17 protein-coding genes and 2 tRNA genes are annotated in these 18420 nt (G+C 73.1%); 11 read left to right on the top strand and 8 right to left on the bottom strand.

The window, feature by feature from the left end; genetic code table 11:
• Positions 1-58: 58 nt before the first annotated feature.
• Together ABUL08_RS30490 and ABUL08_RS30495 are read left to right on the top strand one after the other, a co-directional pair.
• A complete protein-coding gene (locus tag ABUL08_RS30490; protein WP_350933518.1) occupies positions 59-1258 on the top strand; it encodes a DUF1015 family protein in 1200 nt (399 codons plus the stop codon).
• A gap of 71 nt (positions 1259-1329) precedes the next feature.
• A complete protein-coding gene (locus ABUL08_RS30495; RefSeq protein ID WP_350933519.1) occupies positions 1330-1800 on the top strand; it encodes a ribose-5-phosphate isomerase in 471 nt (156 codons plus the stop codon).
• 68 nt (positions 1801-1868) lie between these two features.
• Here ABUL08_RS30495 and ABUL08_RS30500 read toward each other — a convergent pair whose 3' ends face one another.
• The gene (locus ABUL08_RS30500; protein ID WP_350938932.1) at positions 1869-2249 is read right to left on the bottom strand and encodes a hypothetical protein; all 381 of its coding nucleotides are present in this window, start codon (positions 2247-2249) and stop codon (positions 1869-1871) included.
• An 18-nt stretch (positions 2250-2267) separates the two neighbouring features.
• A complete protein-coding gene (locus ABUL08_RS30505; RefSeq protein ID WP_350933520.1) occupies positions 2268-3485 on the bottom strand; it encodes a GNAT family N-acetyltransferase in 1218 nt (405 codons plus the stop codon).
• Positions 3486-3584: 99 nt separating this feature from the next.
• Here ABUL08_RS30505 and ABUL08_RS30510 point away from each other — a divergent pair, with 99 nt between their 5' ends.
• Positions 3585-4121, top strand: a complete 537-nt coding sequence (locus tag ABUL08_RS30510; protein ID WP_350933521.1) for a hypothetical protein — start codon at positions 3585-3587, stop codon at positions 4119-4121.
• A 164-nt stretch (positions 4122-4285) separates the two neighbouring features.
• Here the strand turns inward: ABUL08_RS30510 and ABUL08_RS30515 are convergent, their stop codons facing one another.
• Positions 4286-4552 carry a hypothetical protein gene (locus ABUL08_RS30515; protein WP_350933522.1) on the bottom strand — a complete coding sequence of 89 codons (267 nt, stop codon included), beginning with the start codon at positions 4550-4552 and terminating at the stop codon, positions 4286-4288.
• A gap of 141 nt (positions 4553-4693) precedes the next feature.
• Between ABUL08_RS30515 and ABUL08_RS30520 the strand changes: the two genes are divergently transcribed.
• Positions 4694-6583: a propionyl-CoA synthetase gene (locus ABUL08_RS30520; protein WP_350933523.1), complete on the top strand. Its 1890-nt coding sequence runs from the start codon at positions 4694-4696 to the stop codon at positions 6581-6583.
• Between the two features lie 15 nt (positions 6584-6598).
• Here ABUL08_RS30520 and ABUL08_RS30525 read toward each other — a convergent pair whose 3' ends face one another.
• The 3 genes from ABUL08_RS30525 to ABUL08_RS30535 all read right to left on the bottom strand — a co-directional run bounded on the left by ABUL08_RS30525 (position 6599) and on the right by ABUL08_RS30535 (position 10552).
• Positions 6599-9625 (bottom strand): Hsp70 family protein, encoded by a 3027-nt coding sequence (locus ABUL08_RS30525; protein WP_350933524.1) that lies wholly within the window; start codon positions 9623-9625, stop codon positions 6599-6601.
• A gap of 89 nt (positions 9626-9714) precedes the next feature.
• Positions 9715-10083 (bottom strand): VOC family protein, encoded by a 369-nt coding sequence (locus ABUL08_RS30530; protein WP_350933525.1) that lies wholly within the window; start codon positions 10081-10083, stop codon positions 9715-9717.
• Positions 10084-10478: 395 nt separating this feature from the next.
• A tRNA-Gly gene (locus ABUL08_RS30535) sits at positions 10479-10552 on the bottom strand.
• A 252-nt stretch (positions 10553-10804) separates the two neighbouring features.
• Here ABUL08_RS30535 and ABUL08_RS30540 point away from each other — a divergent pair.
• The 5 genes from ABUL08_RS30540 to clpX all read left to right on the top strand — a co-directional run bounded on the left by ABUL08_RS30540 (position 10805) and on the right by clpX (position 15363).
• Positions 10805-10878: transfer RNA gene (locus ABUL08_RS30540), tRNA-Pro, on the top strand.
• Between the two features lie 145 nt (positions 10879-11023).
• On the top strand, positions 11024-12370 hold the full coding sequence (gene tig, locus ABUL08_RS30545; RefSeq protein WP_350933526.1) for a trigger factor: 1347 nt from the start codon (positions 11024-11026) through the stop codon (positions 12368-12370).
• A 171-nt stretch (positions 12371-12541) separates the two neighbouring features.
• Positions 12542-13183, top strand: a complete 642-nt coding sequence (locus ABUL08_RS30550; protein WP_242793793.1) for an ATP-dependent Clp protease proteolytic subunit — start codon at positions 12542-12544, stop codon at positions 13181-13183.
• Between the two features lie 10 nt (positions 13184-13193).
• A complete protein-coding gene (locus ABUL08_RS30555) occupies positions 13194-13856 on the top strand; it encodes an ATP-dependent Clp protease proteolytic subunit (RefSeq protein WP_350933527.1) in 663 nt (220 codons plus the stop codon).
• A gap of 211 nt (positions 13857-14067) precedes the next feature.
• Entirely contained in the window at positions 14068-15363 is a 1296-nt protein-coding gene (gene clpX / locus ABUL08_RS30560; RefSeq protein ID WP_242793789.1) for an ATP-dependent Clp protease ATP-binding subunit ClpX, read from the top strand.
• 24 nt (positions 15364-15387) lie between these two features.
• Here clpX and ABUL08_RS30565 read toward each other — a convergent pair whose 3' ends face one another.
• A complete protein-coding gene (locus ABUL08_RS30565; RefSeq protein ID WP_350933528.1) occupies positions 15388-16014 on the bottom strand; it encodes an XRE family transcriptional regulator in 627 nt (208 codons plus the stop codon).
• Positions 16015-16234: 220 nt separating this feature from the next.
• Here ABUL08_RS30565 and ABUL08_RS30570 point away from each other — a divergent pair, with 220 nt between their 5' ends.
• Both ABUL08_RS30570 and ABUL08_RS30575 read left to right on the top strand, forming a co-directional pair.
• Positions 16235-16888, top strand: a complete 654-nt coding sequence (locus ABUL08_RS30570) for an EamA family transporter (protein WP_350933529.1) — start codon at positions 16235-16237, stop codon at positions 16886-16888.
• Positions 16889-16927: 39 nt separating this feature from the next.
• A complete protein-coding gene (locus tag ABUL08_RS30575) occupies positions 16928-17725 on the top strand; it encodes a carbon-nitrogen hydrolase family protein (RefSeq protein ID WP_350933530.1) in 798 nt (265 codons plus the stop codon).
• Between the two features lie 5 nt (positions 17726-17730).
• Here ABUL08_RS30575 and ABUL08_RS30580 read toward each other — a convergent pair whose 3' ends face one another.
• Complete coding sequence (locus tag ABUL08_RS30580) at positions 17731-17955, bottom strand: hypothetical protein (protein ID WP_350933531.1); 225 nt, start codon at positions 17953-17955, stop codon at positions 17731-17733.
• Positions 17956-18420: the final 465 nt, after the last annotated feature.

Here is an 18420-nt window from a genome sequence, read left to right on the forward strand (position 1 = left end):
CGGGGTGTCGACCGGGGGCCCCGCCTTTCATCTGGTGGACGCGGTAGCGTCGGTGGACATGACGGTCGTGCATCCGATCGCCCGGGCCTGGATCACCACTGGCGGCACCGGCGCGCAGAACTACGACGAGTTCGCCGACGACGCGGAGATCACCGCGATCATCGGGACGAACCCGCACAGTGCTCTCGGCATCGAGATGCCGCACCGGGCGCCGGAGAGCCTCGGGAAGTCCTTCCTCGACGCGCTGCCGGACGCGGTGGCCCGACTCGCCGAGGCCAAGGCCGACGGCAGCTACACCCCCGCCGAGCAGGTCGTGGTGCTCTACCGGATCAGCGCGCCCGGCGAGGAGACCGCGTACGGGCTCTGGGCCATGGTCGACACCGACCAGATCTCCACCAGCGCGGACGAGCCCGGCCTGGTGATCCGCAACGAGGACGTGTTCATCGCCAAGGTGCGGGAGCGGGTCGCCCTGGCCGAGGCGCTCGGGCACCTGCTCTCCCCGGTGCTGCTGCTCCAGACCGGCAGCGGCGACGCGCTGCACGCCGCCCTCGCGGCGGCGACCGAGTCGGCCGGCGCACCGGCCGCCACGGACGTCGACCAGTCGGGGCGTACGCACGCCATCTGGCTGCTCGGGCCGGGCCGCGAGCAGGACGAGCTGACCGCCCTGGCCGGCGGTGGCGAGCTGGTGGTGGCCGACGGCAACCACCGCAGCCTGGCCGCGCAGACCGGCGGGCTGCCGCGCTTCCTCTCCGTGATCACCACGCCCGCGTCGGTGGCCATCCAGCCCTACAACCGGCTGGTCAGCGAGCTGACCACCACGCCGGAGGAGCTGCTCGACCGGCTCCGCGCGGCCGGCGCGGAGGTCACCCCGGTCGCCGGCCCGGTCGAGGTCCCGGCGGCCGGCGGCACCGTCCACCTCCACCTCGCCGGCCAGGGGTACGCGGTGACCCTGCCGCACCTGGACGGGGGCCGGTTGGAGAACCTCGACCACGCGCTGGTCGAGCGGCTGCTGCTGCGGGACGCGCTCGGCCTCGACCCGGGCGACAAGCGGATCACCTACGTGGGCGGCGACTACCCGGCGAGCTGGCTCACCGGTGAGGTCGACGCGGGTCGCGCGGAGCTGGCGGTGCTCATCGCCCCGGTGACCGTGGACGACTTCGTCGCGGTCAACCTGGCGCGGGAGAAGATGCCGCGCAAGAGCACCTGGTTCACCCCGAAGGCCCGGGGTGGCCTGGTCGTCGCCGAACTCGGGCACTGAGCTGTGACGAATCCGCCTCCGTGCCGCCGCCCGCGCGCCGGCACGGAGGCGGGCCTGACAGACTGCGCGGTATGCGCGTCTATCTGGGATCCGACCACGCCGGTTTCGAGCTGAAGGTGCACCTGGCCAACCACCTGGCCAAGCAGGGTTACGAGGTGGTCGACGTCGGCCCGCACGCCTTCGACCCGGACGACGACTACCCGGCGTTCTGCCTGCACACCGGTGACCGGGTGGTCGGCGACCCGGGCAGCCTCGGGGTGGTCATCGGCGGCTCCGGCAACGGCGAGCAGATCGCCGCCAACAAGGTCGCCGGGGTGCGCGCGGCGCTCGCCTGGAACATCGACACCGCACAGCTCGCCCGGGAGCACAACGACGCCAACATCGTCGCGGTGGGCGCCCGCCAGCACACGCTGGACGAGGCGACGGCGCTGGTCGAGGCGTTCCTGACCACGCCGTTCTCCGGCAACCCGCGGCACTCCCGCCGGATCGAGCAGGTCACGTCGTACGAGCAGAGCCGCCGGCTCCCCGAGCTGCCCGCCTGACCCGGACGCGGGGCGGTCCGCCACGGTCCGCCCCGCCCACGTCGGGTCGCCGCAGCCGGTGACCTGGGTCAGCGGCCGGAGCGGGGAAGGTCCTCCCGGGGCACCCAGTTACGGCGCACGATGACCAGGCGGGCCTCGGCCTCGGCCAGGTCGTCCTCGGTCGGTCGGGCGGCGTCCCGGGCGCGCAGCGCGGCGGTCACCCCCACCTGCGACGAACCGGAGCCGACCAGGCCCCGCAGGCCCCGGTCGCCGTCGTCCCCGGCGGGCCCGCCCCGGCGCACCTGCGGCTGCTCCGGCTCCGGCTCGGCGCGTCGGGCGCCCCGCGGCCGGACACCCTCGTCGTCGTGCACGGCCGCCGTGGTCGCGCTCACCCCGTCGGCGTCCCGAGCCGTCTGCTCGGTGTCGCCGTGGTGCCGCAGCCGGCGCCGCCGGCGCTCCGCATCACCCACCATCCGTCGACCGTACCGTCAGAAGGTCTCCATCGCGGCCGGGGCGCGGTCCCAGCCGAAGGCCGGGCCGGCGGCGGCGAGCGTACCGGGGCGCACCTCCCGGAGCCGGCCGGCGGCGGCGAGGGCCGCGAGGCCGGCCCCGCCCAGGAACAGCTCGCCGAGGCAGCGCACGTCGCAGGCGAGCCCGGCCGGCTCGGTGCTGGCGGTGCAGGTCGCCTCGGCCGGTCCGCCGACCAACCGCCAGCGGCCGGTGTTCTCCGGCAGCAGCTCGTCGGTCACCTCGATCACCACGTCCAGCTCGGTGGCGTAGCGCCGGGCGGCCAGCGCGGCGGGGACGTCGACGAGGCGTACCCAGAGGGTGTCGGTGAGCTGGGCGCGCAGTCGGCGGGGCTCGTTCACCAGCCGCAGCAGCGGCTCGTCCACCGCCCCCCGGTAGCTCAGCCGCCGGGTCAGGTCGACCGAGAGCAGCAATCGCCACAGCGCCAGGTACGCCTCCGGCTCGGTGGTCACCACCTCGTCGACCCGGACCTCGCCCCGGGGTCCGGCGGCGTCCCAGTCGTCCGTGGTCCGGTAGAGCGCGTACCCGTCGAGCCCGTCCGGGCCCTCGTGCAGCAGCACCCGCCGCTCGGTGGCCCCGCTGCGGCGGCTCTTCACGTCCGCGAGGACGTACCCCCACCAGCGCTCGTCCCGGCTCGACCAGCCCGGGCGTCCGGCGCGCGCCCGGTCGTACAGTCGGGCCAGCTCGGGCTGGTGCGGGCCCGGTCGGTCCAGGCGCAGCGTGCCGGGCGCGGACGCCGGCTCCGGCAGGCGCAGCTCGGTGGTGTCGCAGCCGATCGTGACGCCCTGCGCGGCCAGCCCGTAGCCGAACCGGGGATAGATCCGGCCCTCGCTGGCCCAGAGCACCGCGACCGGTTCGCGGCCGGCGTCCCGGATGTCCCGCAGCTGTCGGCGCATCAGCCCGGTGAGCAGTCCCCGGCGGCGGTGGGTCGGCAGCACCGAGACCATCGTCACGTGCGCCGCCGGTACGCTCCCGCCGGGCACCGCCAGGTCGCGGGTGAACGCCCCGGCGTGCGCGACCGCCGTCGCGCCGTCGCGGACCAGCAGGCAGCGCTCCGGCTCGAAGACGCTGCGCTCGACCGCCAGCAGCTCCTGGTCGGGTGTCTCGTGGAAGGCCAGGGCGAGCAGCCCGGCGATCTCGTCGAAGTCGTCGGCCCCGGGCACCACCACATCGGTCATCGGATGTGTGTAACCCATCACCGTCGGGGTCGGCGACCGATTTGCCGGCTCGTTACCCTCGGAACCGTGGCCGGTCGTCGGTCAGGGGGAGGAATCGAGATGGCGGACCAGACCCAGCCGTGGGCGGAGCGCACCGTCGAGGTGCCGCCGCAACCCGGCGTCGGCGTGCCGGCGCAGCGGGACGCGTTCCGTCGTGGCGTGGCCACCGTGGGCCAGTCCCGCCGGACCCCGCGCACCGAGCAGTTCCCGACGGTGGACCCGGCCGACTGGTCGGCCGACTCGGCGCCGCGCCGACCGGTGAGCTGGCACCTGAGCCAGCTGCGCCGCGGCGGGGAGTGGAGCGCGGCGGGTGGCCTCTTCGCCTTCGTCTGCTGGGGGGTCTGGGCGATCTCCGGGCGGGGGAACCTCGCCGCGCCGCTGCTGACCTTCGTGCTGAGCCTGCTCACGGCGGTCGGTCTCTTCGCCCTCGCCCGCCTGGTCGGCCGGCTGGTGCTGGAGCGGCAGCTCGGCCGCGTCCGGCGCAGCGCCCGGGGCGCCCACCTGGTGACCGCGCTCTTCCTCGTCGGCGTCGGCGTCGCCTATCTCCAGCAGACCGAGTGGGTCATGACGGCCTGGAACTGGGTCACCGGGAACTGAGCCCGGTTCGGCGGGCGGGTCGGCACTCCTGCCGCCCGCCCGCGCGTCCGGTCGCGGGTCCGCCGCGACGTCGGTCGTCACTCCACCAGGACCGCGCCCGCTTACCCGGCCGGGCCCGGTTCATCCGTCCACCGGGCCGGCCGGGTCGCGGATCCCGCACCGGTTCAGTGCGTTCCGCCGTGGCCCTCGGAGTCGGCCTTCGGGGAGGCGACGCGGGCTGCCGGGTCCTCGACGCCCGGCTCGCCGCCGTCCGGCGCCACCATGCCGTCGTAGTTGTAGACGGTGCCGTCGTCGCCGTGCTGCTTCGTGGTCCGGACGTAGCGGTGGATCATGCCGTCGATCTCGATCTCCAGCAGGGCCTGGTCACCCGCGTCCTCGTTGCTGCCGTCGCGGGGTCCACCGACGAGGTATGCCTTCGTGTTCGTGTCCATGACGGTGCGGTACCCCCCGCCTCGGGGACGAAAACGACGAACCGGCCGCCGGCCCGCCGTTCGGCGATCCGACCGGCGCGTCCGGCGCACCGATCCCGCCCGGCCGTCATGCCGCCGGCCGGCCGCGACCAGCATGGGCCCATGGGCGCGTATCGATCAGCGTACGAGCGGAGCATCGCCGACCCGGCCGGCTTCTGGCGGGAGGCGGCGCGGGACATCGACTGGTTCCGACCACCGGAGCGGATCCTCGACGACAGCGCGCCGCCGATGTACCGCTGGTTCCCCGACGGCGAGCTGAACACCTGCCACAACGCCCTCGACCGGCACGTGGCGGCCGGCCGTGGCGACCGACCCGCCCTGATCCACGACAGCCCGGTCACCGGCACGGTACGCACCTACACCTACGCCGAGCTGCTCGACGCGACCGCCCGGTTCGCCGGAGCCCTGCGCCGGCTCGGCGTGGGCCGGGGCGACCGGGTGCTGCTCTACCTGGCGATGGTGCCGGAGGCGGTGGTCGCGATGCTCGCCTGCGCCCGGATCGGCGCGGTCCACTCGGTGGTCTTCGGTGGCTTCGCCGCCCACGAGTTGGCCGTCCGCATCGACGACGCCCGACCGAAGGTCGTCGTCGCCACCTCCTGCGGCATCGAGGTCGACCGGGTGGTCGCCTACCACCCGATCCTGACGGCGGCGCTGGCCGAGGCCACCCACGCCCCGCAGCGCTGCGTCGTCGTGCAGCGGCCGCAGGGCCCCGCCGACCTCACGCCCGGCCGCGACCTCACCTGGGACGAGGTGATGGCGGACGCCGAACCGGTCGACTGCGTCCCGGTCGCCGCCACCGACCCGCTCTACGTCCTCTACACCTCCGGCACCACCGGCCGCCCCAAGGGCGTCGTCCGCGACAACGGCGGGCACGCCGTCGCGCTGCGCTGGTCGATGCGGAACATCTACGACGTCGGGCCGGGCGACGTCTTCTGGGCCGCCTCCGACGTCGGCTGGGTGGTCGGCCACTCCTACATCGTCTACGCCCCGCTGCTCACCGGGGCGACCACCGTGCTCTACGAGGGCAAGCCGGTCGGCACCCCGGACGCCGGCGCGTTCTGGCGGGTCGTCGCCGAGCACCGGGTCGCGGCGCTCTTCACCGCGCCGACCGCGATCCGGGCGATCCGCCGGCAGGACCCCGACGGCACGCTCATCAAGGGGTACGACCTGAGCAGCCTCCGTACGCTCTTCCTGGCCGGCGAGCGGCTCGACCCGGACACCTGGGTCTGGGCGGGGCAGCGGCTCGGCGTACCGGTGGTGGACAACTGGTGGCAGACCGAGACGGGCTGGCCGGTCGCGGCGAACCCGCGCGGGCTGGAACCGCTGCCGCTCAAGCCCGGCTCCCCGTCGGTGCCGGTCCCCGGCTACGACGTCCGCGTCGTCGACGCCGGTGGCCGGGAGGTGCCGGCGGGCACCGACGGCTCGATCGTCATCCGGCTGCCGCTGCCGCCGGGCTGCCTGCCCACCCTCTGGGGCGACGACGAGCGCTACGTCCGCTCCTACCTGGCCACCTTCCCCGGCCACTACCTCACCGGCGACGGTGGGCGCTTCGACGACGACGGCTACCTCTACGTGATGGGCCGCACCGACGACGTGATCAACGTGGCCGGGCACCGGCTCTCCACCGGGGCGATGGAGGAGGTGCTGGCCGGCCACCCGGCCGTCGCCGAGTGCGCGGTGATCGGCGTCGCCGACGCCCTCAAGGGCCAGGTCCCCAGCGGGTACGTGGTGCTCAAGGCCGGCGCCGAGGCCGACCCGGAGGCCCTCGCGGCGGAACTGGTCGCCCTGGTGCGCGAGCGGATCGGCCCGGTGGCCGCGTTCCGCCGGGTGACCGTCGTGCCGGCGCTGCCCAAGACCCGCTCCGGCAAGATCCTCCGCCGCACCATGCGCGGCCTGGTCGAGGGGCGCGACGAGCCCGTCCCCGCCACCATCGACGATCCGGCGACCCTGACGGTCTTCCGCACTCTCGGGGACCCCGCAGCGACCCCGTGAGCGGCGGGGCGGGGGTCAGCCGGCGAAGCGGTACAGGACGAAGCCCTGTTGGGCGCCGCAGACGATCACGGAGGTGTTCCAGGAGCAGGAGGTGCCGCGGACGCCCTTGAGCTGTCCCAGCTCCACCACCCGGCCGGAGGCGGCACCCACCCCGGCGACGCTGCGGTTGTCCTCGCCGCTTCCCAGCGGCTCGGCGAAGACCAGCAGGTTGCCGGCGTCGAGCCGGACGGCCACGCCGTCCCGCGCGTCCAGCAGCCGCTTCCCGTCCGGCCCGAAGAGCGTCACCGCCGGGTCGGGGTACGTCCGGGTGGCCAGCACCCCGTCGCCGACCGGCACCAGGTGGTCGGCACCCGCCGCCGCCCAGCGTTCCGTCTTCTCGCCCTCGGCCGCGGCCACCACCTCGGCGGTGGACTGGTCGGAGCCGGTCATCTCCAGCAGGCAGGCCCGGTGTTCACCGCACGGCACCAGGTCCCGGGTCTGCCGCCGGTCGTCCGGCGCGGTGTAGAGCACCCGGGGCTCCGCGAGGCTGCCCAGGTCGTACGAGAGCAGCCGGCCGTCGTCGGCCGCGACGTAGAGCCGGTCGGCGTACGCGACGGCCGGATCGTCGGGCCGGGCGACGTTGGTCCGGCGGCGCACCACCGCGCCGGTGGCCATGTCGATCAACCGGACCGAGCGGTCCGCGCTGACCTGCACCAGCCGGCCGGTGTCGTCCGCCTCGGGATCCCGGGGCGCGCCGTCGACGAAGCCGGGCCCGGCCATCCCCTTCGCGCTGTGCACCAGGTGCACGCTGGTCCGGGAGGTGCCGTACTCGTCCCGAGGGTCGGCCCGCACCCACTTCTCGGCGCCGGTGCGCGGGTCGAGGCCGACCAGCCGCTTCCCGGTCTTGTCGACCAGGACCGCAGCGTCCCCGCTGACCAGCAGTTCGTCGTCGCCGTACACCGGGCGGTGCCAGCTCCGCGCGCCGGAGTCGGCGTCCCGCACCTCCAGCTCGCGGGTGGTGCTGGTGCCGGCGGCGTCGGCGACGAGCGCCACTCCGCCGGGCAGCGCGACGATCCGGGCCCACCGGTCGGCGGTGGCGGTGCTCTCCCACCGCCACAGCTCCTTGCCGGTGGTGGCGTCGGCGGCGATCACCTCCAGCCGGTCGTCGTCCTGCGGAAAGGCCAGGTAGGCGCGGTCGCCGAGGATCGCGGTGAACATGTCCGCCGGGCGGTCCGCGCCCGCCGGGATCCCCCTGACCTCGGCGAGGGTGTGGAAGTCCAGCTCGGGGTGGCGGTCCCGGGTGAACCAGAGCAGGGCCGCGATGCCCACGCCGGCCAGGGCCGCGACCGCGCCGAGCGAGATCCACAACGCCCGCCGCCGGCCGCCGCCGGTCGCCGGCCCGTCCGCGGGTACGCCGGGCGCCGGCCCGTTCGCGGGTACGCCGGGCGCCGGCCCGTTCGCGGGTACGCCGGGCCAGCCCGCCGCCCCACCGGCCCGGGAACCCTGCGGTGCGCCCGGCCAGCCCGGTGGCTGGCCCGGTCCGGAGCCCGGCCGGCCGGGCGGAGTTCCCGACGCGGCACCCGGCCGACCCGGCGGTGGTCCCGGCGCGGTGCCTGGCCAGCCCGCGGGTGGCTGGGGAGCGCCGGGCCAGGTCGGTGCCGCCGCAGTGGCCGTCACCCCGGGTTCCCTCGCCTGAGGGGGCACCACCCCGGGACCGGCGGCACCCGGGTCTGCTGCCCGGTGGTCGCCGTCGGCATGGCGCGGTACGCCCGGGTGGGGCGACGCGAGCGTGACCGGCAGGGTGCCGACGGGCCCGGCTGCGCCCCCGGGGGCCGGCGGACCGGGCGGCGGGGAAGTGTCGCCCGCCGCCACCACCATCGCGGCGGGGGCTGGCGGCGGGACCAGGGGGTGGGTCGGGCGGGTCCGGCGCAGCGGCAGATCGGTCAGCGCGCCCTCGGCGACCGGCAGTTCGGGCTGTTCCAGCACCGTCGGTGCGACGCCCAGCTCGGCGTGCAGCAGCCGGGCCACCAGCGGCATCCGCGACGAGCCGCCCACCAGGAACAGCCCGGCGAGCTGCTCGGGGGTGAGCCCGGCGGCGGCGACCACCCGGCGGGTCTCGGCGACCGCCCGGGCCAGCAGCGGCGCGGCGATCCGCTCCAGCTCCTCCCGGCTGAGGGTGACCACCGACTCCACCCCCGGTACGGCCACCGGCGCTACCGTGGTCCGCGAGAGCATCTCCTTCGCACCCCGGACGTTCTCGGTGAACCGGAGGCGCTCGCGCCACTGGCCGGTGCTCTCCGGGTGGGTCAGCCGGGCCCACTCGGTCGGGTGCTCGGCGGCGATCCGCTCGCCGAGGAGCGCGACCAGGGCCGCGTCGAGGTCGAGCCCGCCGAGGTCGTCGAGGCCCCCGCAGGAGACGACGGTGAAGCCGGAGTCGCCCCACGGGTCCGCCCCGTCGTTGCGGAGCACGGCGACGTCCAGCGTGCCGCCGCCGAAGTCGAAGACCGCGATCGTGCCACCGACCGGCACCGGCCGCCGCAGCACCTCGGTGTAGTAGCGGGCGGCGGCCACCGGCTCACGCAGCAGTCGGGTGCCGGACGGCGTCGGGCCGGACATGGTGTGCTCGGCGGCCGACGGCCAACCGGCCAGCGCCAGCGCGTCGGCGAGCACCCGCCGGCGGTCGGCGTCCCAGGTGGCGGGGCAGGTGACCACCGCCGGTGGCAGGAAGCCGATCGCACCGACCGCCGCCTCGGCGACGGCGAAGAGCACGGCGGCGAGGAGTTCGGCGGGGGCGTGCCCCCGGTCGCCGAGCAGGATCTCCGGCTCGTCGATCCGGCGCTTCGGGTTCGGCTCGTACCGGTCCGGGTCGGCCTGGGCGAGCCGCTGCGCGTCGCGGCCCACGTGCAGGTGCCCGTCGGCGTCGGCGTAGACGCCGGAGGGGAGGATCGGCTGCCCGTCCACGAGCAGCGGGCGGGTGCGCCCGTCGGGCCAGCGCAGCACGGCCACCGTGTTGGAGGTGCCGAGATCGACGCCGAGGGCGAAACCGTCCTGCTGGTCTGCCATCCGTCGCTACCTCCGCCGCACGAGGGGGTTCCGGCCCGCATCGTACGCAGCCCCGCCGACCCCTTCGCCTGGACCGCACCCGGACCGGGTCAGCGCTCGGCGTCGCCGCGCAGCACGCAGAACTCGTTGCCCTCCGGGTCGGCCAGCACGACCCAGCCGCCGCCGTCCGGATCACGATGGTCGGCCACGACGGTGGCGCCGAGCGCGCGGACCCGCTCGACCTCGTCGTCGCCGGGCCCGTCGGGTTCGAGGCAGACGTGCACCCGGTTCTTCCCGCGCTTCGACTCCGGCACTCGCTGGAAGAAGAGGCTCGGGCCGCTGGTCGGCTCGATGGTCACCTCCTCGTCGTCGGGATGGTGCTCCGGGTCGACCGGGCAGTCGAAGACGCGGGCCCAGAAGTTCGCCAGGGCGTACGGGTCGGCGCAGTCGAAGGCGACGTTGCGGATGGCGGTCCCCATCCGGTCAGCTTCACGCCTGCCCGCCGAGAAGGTCAACTCACGTGGGTGGCGAGTCGCGCACCTGGATGTGGACCGCCGGGCGAAGCCACTCAGGTCATCGGTCCCGGCAGATCCGCGGGTCGGAAGCACCGCACGGCCCATGTGGAAGAGTGCTCCGCCATGGGATTCCTCAGGCGTGTCATCACCTTCGGAGTGGTCACGCTGACCACCGACGAGGGAGCGGCGTCGACCTTCGAGGTAACCACCGAATAGCGGTCGACCCGCTCCGGCCGGCGTGCGCGCGGCGGTGCGCGGGCGGCGGAAGCAGTTGATGTCCATGGGCGTGCCGCCGGATCGGGGAGCTGCCCGGTCCAGAATCGGGCAGACGCACCCCGCTGAGCTGGGCCGGAGGCCGGTGGAGCGGGCGACGGGAATCGAACCCGCGTAGTCAGTTTGGAAGACTGAAGCTCTACCATTGAGCTACGCCCGCGAGCACCCCGCGGTACGCAGGGCGCGCCGACAGCGTACCCAATCCTCCGCCACCCCGCGCAGCCCCCGTCCCGGCCCCGCGTCCGCCGGCCTTCGCGCGGTTTCCCGGAAACAGTGGCCACGGACCCGCACGGAGGCCACCTTTTCCAGGAAAGCGTCGCCACCGGCGGGGGCCGCCCCCGGGGCGGTGGGTCGCGTCGGTCGCCCCGGTCGCCCGCGGAGGGGCGCAGACGGCTTACACTTCTCGTCGCCACGGGGTGTGGCGCAGCTTGGTAGCGCACTCGCTTTGGGAGCGAGGGGCCGTGGGTTCAAATCCCGCCACCCCGACTGTCGTCCGCGGCCGGGTCACCCCGGGAACCGCCGTTTTTCGCGTGCGGTACCCGGGCGCTGCCGAGGCAGCACCCCGGCTCGCCTACACTCGATGCGCGCAATCACGCCCAGATCCAACTGAGATCCGTCAAGGAGTACGCCTGTGAAGAGCACCGTCGAGACTCTGAGCCCGACGCGCGTGCGGCTCGCCATCGAGGTGCCGTTCGTCGAGCTCGAGCCGAGCCTCAAGAAGGCGTACCGCGAGATCGGTTCGCAGGTGCAGGTGCCCGGCTTCCGCCGGGGCAAGGTGCCGTCGGCCGTGATCGACCAGCGGGTGGGCCGGGGCACCGTCCTCAACGAGGCGGTGCAGGAGGCCATCCCGCAGAACATCCTCGCCGCGGTCCGGGAGCACGACCTGAAGACCCTCGGTCGTCCGGAGGTCGAGATCACCGAGTTCAACGACGGTGACTCGCTCAACTTCACCGCCGAGGTCGACGTCCGGCCCGAGATCACGCTGCCCGACCCGGCCACCATCGAGGTGACCGTGGACGAGCTTCAGATCGACGACAGCGAGATCGACGAGCAGGTGAAGAACCTGCGCGAGCGGTTCGCCACGCTGAAGACCGTCGAGCGCGCCGCCGCCGAGGGCGACTACGTGCAGATCGACCTGAACGCCACCGTCGACGGCGAGGACGTGCCGGGCGGGCAGGCGAGCAACATCTCGCACGAGGTCGGCAGCCAGCAGCTCCTGCCGGGGCTGGACGAGGCCCTGGTCGGTCTCGCCGCCGGCGACAGCACCACCTTCTCGACCCAGCTCGTGGGCGGCGACTACGCCGGCCGGGACGCGGACGTCGCGGTGACCGTGCGGACGGTCAAGGAGAAGGAGCTGCCGGAGCTGGACGACGACTTCGCGCAGATGGCCAGCGAGTTCGACACCATCGACGAGCTGCGCGACGACCTGCGGGAGCGGGTGACCCGGGGCAAGCGGGTCGAGCAGATCTACGCCGCCCGGGACAAGGCCCTGGAGCAGATGGTCGCCGCCGCCGAGGTGCCGGCGCCGGAGGGTGTCGTCAAGGAGGAGGTCGAGAGCCGCAAGGCGGCCATGATCGACCAGCTCGAGCGGATCGGTGCCTCGCTGGAGGAATACCTCGCGGCCGAGGAGAAGACCGAGGAGCAGATCGACGCGGAGCTGACCGAGGCGGCCACCGACGGGGTCAAGATCCAGCTGCTGCTGGACACCCTCGCCGACGCCGAGGACATCCAGGTCTCCGACGACGAGTTCGGCCACGAGATCGTCCACCGCGCCCAGCGCGCCGGGATGGCCCCGCAGCAGTACTACGACCAGCTGGTCCGCTCCGGCGCGGCCGCCGCCGTCTTCGGCGACGTCCGTCGGGGCAAGGCGCTGGCCGCGGTGATGGAGAAGGTCAAGATCAAGGACTCGGCCGGCAACGAGGTCAGCCTCGACGCGCTGCGCGAGCAGAGCGAGGCCGAGCACAACCACCAGCACTGATCGTCGGGGGAGGCCGCCGTCCGCCGCTCGCGGTGGACGGCGGCCCGAACCCTTTCTCGGGTACGCCTTTCGGCCAGCTGCGCTGAGAGCGAACAGTGCCCCGACCGGGAGTACGCGCCCTGCCTGAGCGGTTAGTGTCGGGTAGGACGGTACGGAGAGCGAAGGGCTGCCATGACCGACATGCACATCCCAGCGAAGCCGCTGCGGGCGATCGAGGCCCGAGGTGGCGATTCCATTGGCAACCTCGACGACTCGGTCTACAACCGGTTGCTCAAGGAGCGCATCATCTTCCTGGGCAGCGAGGTGACCGACCAGGTCGCCAACCGCATCTGCGCGCAGCTGCTGCTGCTGGCCGCGGAGGACCCGGACCGCGACATCAACCTCTGGATCAACTCGCCGGGTGGCTCGGTCTACTCCGGCATGGCGATCTACGACACCATGCAGTTCATCGACAACGACGTGTCGACCGTGGCGATGGGCATGGCGGCCTCGATGGGCCAGCTGCTGCTCTGCGCGGGCACCAAGGGCAAGCGCTACGCTCTGCCGCACGCGCGGATCATGATGCACCAGCCCTCCGGTGGCATGGGCGGCACGGCCGCCGACATCGCCATCCAGGCGGAGCAGATGCTCTACACGAAGCGGATGTTCCAGGAGCGGGTCGCGCACCACACCGGCCGGACCGCGGCGGAGATCGAGGCCGACTCGGACCGCGACCGTTGGTTCACCGCCCAGGAGGCCATGGACTACGGCTTCATCGACAAGGTGATCACCGGAGCCACGCAGGTTCCGGAAGGCGCCGGGACCCTGAGCTGAGGAGCTGACGATGACCGACCTGAGTTTGCCGCCCCAGTTCGCGGCCGTGCACAACCGCTACGTCCTGCCGTCGTTCGTCGAGCGCACGTCGTACGGGGTGAAGGAGTCCAACCCGTACAACAAGCTCTTCGAGGACCGGATCATCTTCCTCGGCGTCCAGGTGGACGACGCGTCCGCCAACGACGTGATGGCGCAGCTGCTGACGCTCGAGGGCACCGACCCGGACCGCGACATCATCATGTACATCAACTCGCCCGGTGGTTCCTTCACCGCCATGACGGCGATCTACGACACCATGCAGTACGTCCGGCCGGACATCTCCACGGTCTGCCTGGGCCAGGCGGCCAGCGCGGCGGCGGTGCTGCTGGCGGCGGGCACGCCGGGCAAGCGGATGGCCCTGCCGAACTCGCGGATCATCATCCACCAGCCGGCCACCGAGGGCGGCTACGGGCAGGGCTCGGACATCGAGATCCAGGCCCGGGAGATCCTGCGGATGCGGACCCAGCTGGAGGACATGCTCTCCCGGCACTGCAACCGCCCGATCGAGCAGGTCCGCAAGGACATCGACCGTGACAAGATCATGACGGCCGAGGAGTCCAAGGAGTACGGGCTGGTCGACACCATCCTCACCAGCCGTAAGAAGGGCCTCCTGGCGGCCAACGCCGCCGGCTGAGCAGCAGGGGTCGGAGGTCGGCCGTGGATCCGTTCCCGGCCGACCTCTGACACACCCGTTTTGGGGGTCGGAGAAACCTCCGCCAGCGGGTAACGTCGGGTCCGTACCGCTTCGCCGGGTCGGACCGACGGGGTGACAACAAGACGGACGGGCGCTCGACGCCCGCAGGTCAGGGCCGGCGCTCCGGCCGACGAGTGCAGGGAGAACGTAGGTGGCACGGATCGGTGACGGCGGCGACCTACTCAAGTGCTCCTTCTGCGGCAAGTCGCAGAAGCAGGTCAAGAAGCTCATCGCGGGCCCAGGGGTCTACATCTGCGACGAGTGCATCGACCTGTGCAACGAGATCATCGAGGAGGAGCTGGCCGAGTCCGGCGAGGTGAAGTGGGAAGAGCTTCCCAAGCCGATGGAGATCTGCCAGTTCCTCGACAACTACGTGGTGGGCCAGGACCAGGCCAAGAAGGCGCTCGCCGTCGCGGTCTACAACCACTACAAGCGGATCCAGGCCGAGGCGGCCGGCGCGCCGGGTTCCGGCAGCGACGCCGTCGAGCTGGCCAAGTCGAACATCCTCCTCCTCGGTCCGACGGGCTGCGGCAAGACGCACCTGGCGCAGACCCTGGCGCGGATGCTCAACGTGCCCTTCGCGATCGCCGACGCGACCGCTCTCACCGAGGCGGGCTACGTCGGCGAGGACGTGGAGAACATCCTCCTCAAGCTCATCCAGGCCGCGGACTACGACATCAAGCGCGCCGAGACCGGCATCATCTACATCGACGAGGTCGACAAGATCGCCCGTAAGTCGGAGAACCCGTCGATCACGCGGGACGTCTCGGGCGAGGGCGTGCAGCAGGCGCTGCTGAAGATGCTCGAGGGCACGGTGGCCAATGTGCCGCCGCAGGGTGGGCGCAAGCACCCGCACCAGGAGTTCATCCAGATCGACACCACCAACGTGCTGTTCATCTGCGGTGGCGCCTTCGCCGGCCTCGACCAGATCATCGAGTCCCGCACCGGTCACGGCGGCACCGGCTTCGGCGCCCGGCTCCGGTCGGTCTCCGAACGGTCGACCGACGACATCTTCAGCCAGGTCATGCCGGAGGACATGCTCAAGTTCGGGCTGATCCCCGAGTTCATCGGCCGGCTCCCGGTGATCACCAACGTGCGCAGCCTCGACCGCTCCGCGCTGGTGCGGATCCTGACCGAACCGCGCAACGCGCTGGTCCGGCAGTATCAGCGTCTCTTCGAGCTCGACGGCGTCGAGCTGGAGTTCGAGCCGCCGGCGCTGGAGGCGATCGCCGACCAGGCCATGCTCCGCGGCACCGGTGCTCGCGGCCTCCGCGCGATCATGGAAGAGGTCCTCCTCTCCGTGATGTACGAGGTGCCGAGCAACCCCGACGCCGCCCGGGTGCTGATCACCCGTGAGGTGGTCCTGGAGAACGTGAACCCGACGATCGTCCCCCGCGAGTTCACGGGCCGTCGGGCCCGTCGGGACCGCGAGGAGAAGTCCGCCTGAGTTCCCACCCCGACGGCGCCCGGTTCACTCCGGGCGCCGTCGGCGTGTCCGGGTCCGCCGGTCCCACTCGCCCGACGGGGTGACCACCACCATGACCAGCCGGAGGGGCTCGTCCCCCTCGGGGCGGTAGCCGTGTGCCCGGTCGGCGTGGAACTCGATCGTCTCCCCGGCCCGTACGACGTGGTCGACGCCGTCGACGTCGACGATCGCCGTGCCGGTCAGGACGTGCAGCACCTCCCGGGTGCCGCGGGGGTGGTCGGGGGAGTGGTGCGTCTCGCCGGGCTGCATCCGCCAGTCCCAGAGTTCCACCAGGTCCGGCTCGCCCAGCCCGCTCAGCAACTGTGCGGCCCCGCCCCGGTCGCCCCGCCACAGGACGGGGGCGTCGGCGGCGGCGGAGATGCGTACCGGACTCTCCTCGGCAGGGTCGAGCAGCCGGGCGATGTTGACGCCGAAGGCGTCCGCGACGCGGCAGAGGGTGCCGATGCTGGGGTTGGTGCGGGCACCCTCGATCTGCACGAGCATGCCCTTGCTCACCCCGGAACGGCCGGCGAGCTCCTCGAAGGACCAGCCGCGGGCGGCGCGCAGTTCGTGCACCTGACGGGCCACGGCGGAGGTCACCGCGCTCACCCGCCCGGCTCCGGCGTCGGTCATCACACTATCCTTCACGGTCAACATCATGATACGAAGACGGCATGTTCCCCATTGTGCTCGCCGCGGTCTCCGCGGTCGCGTTCGGCACGGCGGACTTCTCCGGCGGCAAGGCGTCCCGACGCGCCGACCCCATCGCCGTCACCGTGGTCTCGCAACTGCTGAGCCTCCCCCTCCTGCTCGTCCTCGTCCTCGTGGTGCCGGGAACCCCCACCCGGTCGACATGGCCTGGGGACTCCTCGCCGGGGTGGCCGGCGTGGCGGGCGTCGTCCTGCTCTACCGGGCGCTGGCCGGCGGGATGATGGCCGTCGTCGCGCCGGTCACCGCGATCACCGCCGCGGTGGTGCCGATCCTCGCCGGCCTGCTCACCGCACGCTCGCCCGGCACTCTCGCGCTCTGCGGCGCCGGCCTCGCCGTGCTGGCCATCGCACTGGTCAGTCTGGGCGAGGGCGGGGTCTCCGGCGCGGTGTCCCCCCGCGTGGTGGGCACCGCGCTGGGCGCGGGCGCGCTCTTCGGAGTCTTCTTCGCCCTGCTCGGCCAGGCCGGCGAGGACGCCGGCATGTGGCCGGTCGCCGCCGTACGCCTCAGCTCCATCGCCTTCGGTCTGGCGCTCGCCGCACGGACCGGCGTCAGCCTGCGGCTCGATCGCCGGGTGCTGGGCTGGGCTGCGGCCGCCGGTCTGCTGGACAGTGCCGCGAACGCCCTCTATCTGGCCGCCGCCGCCCGTGGGCACCTGAGCATCATCGCCGCGATCACGTCCCTCTACCCGGCCAGCACCGTGCTGCTGGCGCTCGTGGTGGACCGGGAACGACTCCGCCCGGTCCAGGTCGCGGGGCTCGGCTTCGCCGCCGGGGCGCTGGTGCTGGCGAGCATCTGAGCCTGTCGCCACCCCCGCCACCCCCGTACGCTGATCGTCATGCGCGTCGCCGTCTGCCAGCTCAACGCCCGCGACGACCGGGCGGCGAACCTCGCCGCCGCCGAGGCCCTGCTGGTCAGGGCCGCGGCGGCGGGCGCGGACCTCGCCGTCCTCCCGGAGTACGTCGACTATCTCGGCCCGGCCACCGGCATGCCGGACCCGGAGCCGGTGGACGGCGCGGTGGGGGAGTTCTTCGCCGGCGTCGCCCGCCGGCTGGGGATCTGGGTGGTCGCCGGTTCCTTCCACGAGGCCGGCCCCGACCCCGCGCACACCTGGAACACGTCGCTGGTCTTCGACCGCGCCGGGGCGCTCGCCGCCAGCTATCGCAAGATCCACCTGTACGACGTGGAGATCCCCGGCCGGGTGTCCTACCTGGAGTCGGCGACGGTGGCGCCGGGTGACCAGCCGGTGGTGGTGGACGTGGAGGGCCTACGGGTCGGTCTCTCGATCTGTTACGACCTGCGCTTCCCGGAGCTCTACCGACGGCTGGCGACCGACGGCGGGGCCCACCTGCTCGTGGTGCCGGCGGCGTTCATGATGCACACCGGTCGGGACCACTGGGAGGTTCTGCTCCGGGCCCGGGCGATCGAGAACCAGTGCTTCGTGGCGGCGGCCGGCCAGACCGGGGACCACGAGCCGGGGCGGACCTGTTTCGGCCGCAGCATGGTCGTCGACCCGTGGGGCACCGTGCTCGGCCAGGTCCCCGACGGACCGGGGCTCTCGGTGGTCGACCTCGATCTGGACCGGTTGGCCACCATCCGCGACGAGCTGCCCAGTCTGGCCAACCGGCGGCTCTGACGGCGTCAGCTCTCCAGCAGCACGCCGACCACCGTGAAGCCGGCGATGGCCGCGGCGGTGATGAGCAGGGCGGTCGTCATCCGGGACGGGCCCCGGCGGACGAGACGCCCCACCGAGACCAGGACGACGAAGAGCACGAACGCCCCGATGACCAACTGCCAGAACGGCAGGAGGAGCCCGAGCAGCGTCTCCTCGGCGAGGGTCGCCGGGTACCGGGACACGTCATCCATGCCAGACACTCTGGCACGCCGACGCCGCCGACGGCTCCCACCGACGGTGGTTGTCCGTCGTCCGGCGACCGGGTATCGCCGGGACGGAGCGGCGCACTGATGAACGATGATTTGCCTTGGCGGGGCCATCCGCGTAACTTTCTCTCTGCACGCGGGAGGCCGGACAAACCGGCCGAGAGCGGGCACCAGGCTCGTGGCGGAGACGCCGAGCGAGACTGAGGATCCGGGCGGTGCGGGACACTCCACAAACACGGAGTTGCGAACGCGAAGCCGACCGGCTAGAGTACACAAGCCGGCAGGGAGCCGGGCGGGTGGCTGCGAGAGCGGCGCCGGCCGGTCTGCCACTTCCCACGACAGAAACGACCGCCGCTTACGGCGTGCGTCAGCGTGGAACGGTCCGCACCAAGTTGATCACCTCGGATACGAGGTTGACAGCGAAAGTCAGACCGAGTAGGTTAGAGAGGT

Source organism: Micromonospora sp. CCTCC AA 2012012, assembly GCF_040499845.1.
Lineage (GTDB): Bacteria > Actinomycetota > Actinomycetes > Mycobacteriales > Micromonosporaceae > Micromonospora > Micromonospora mangrovi.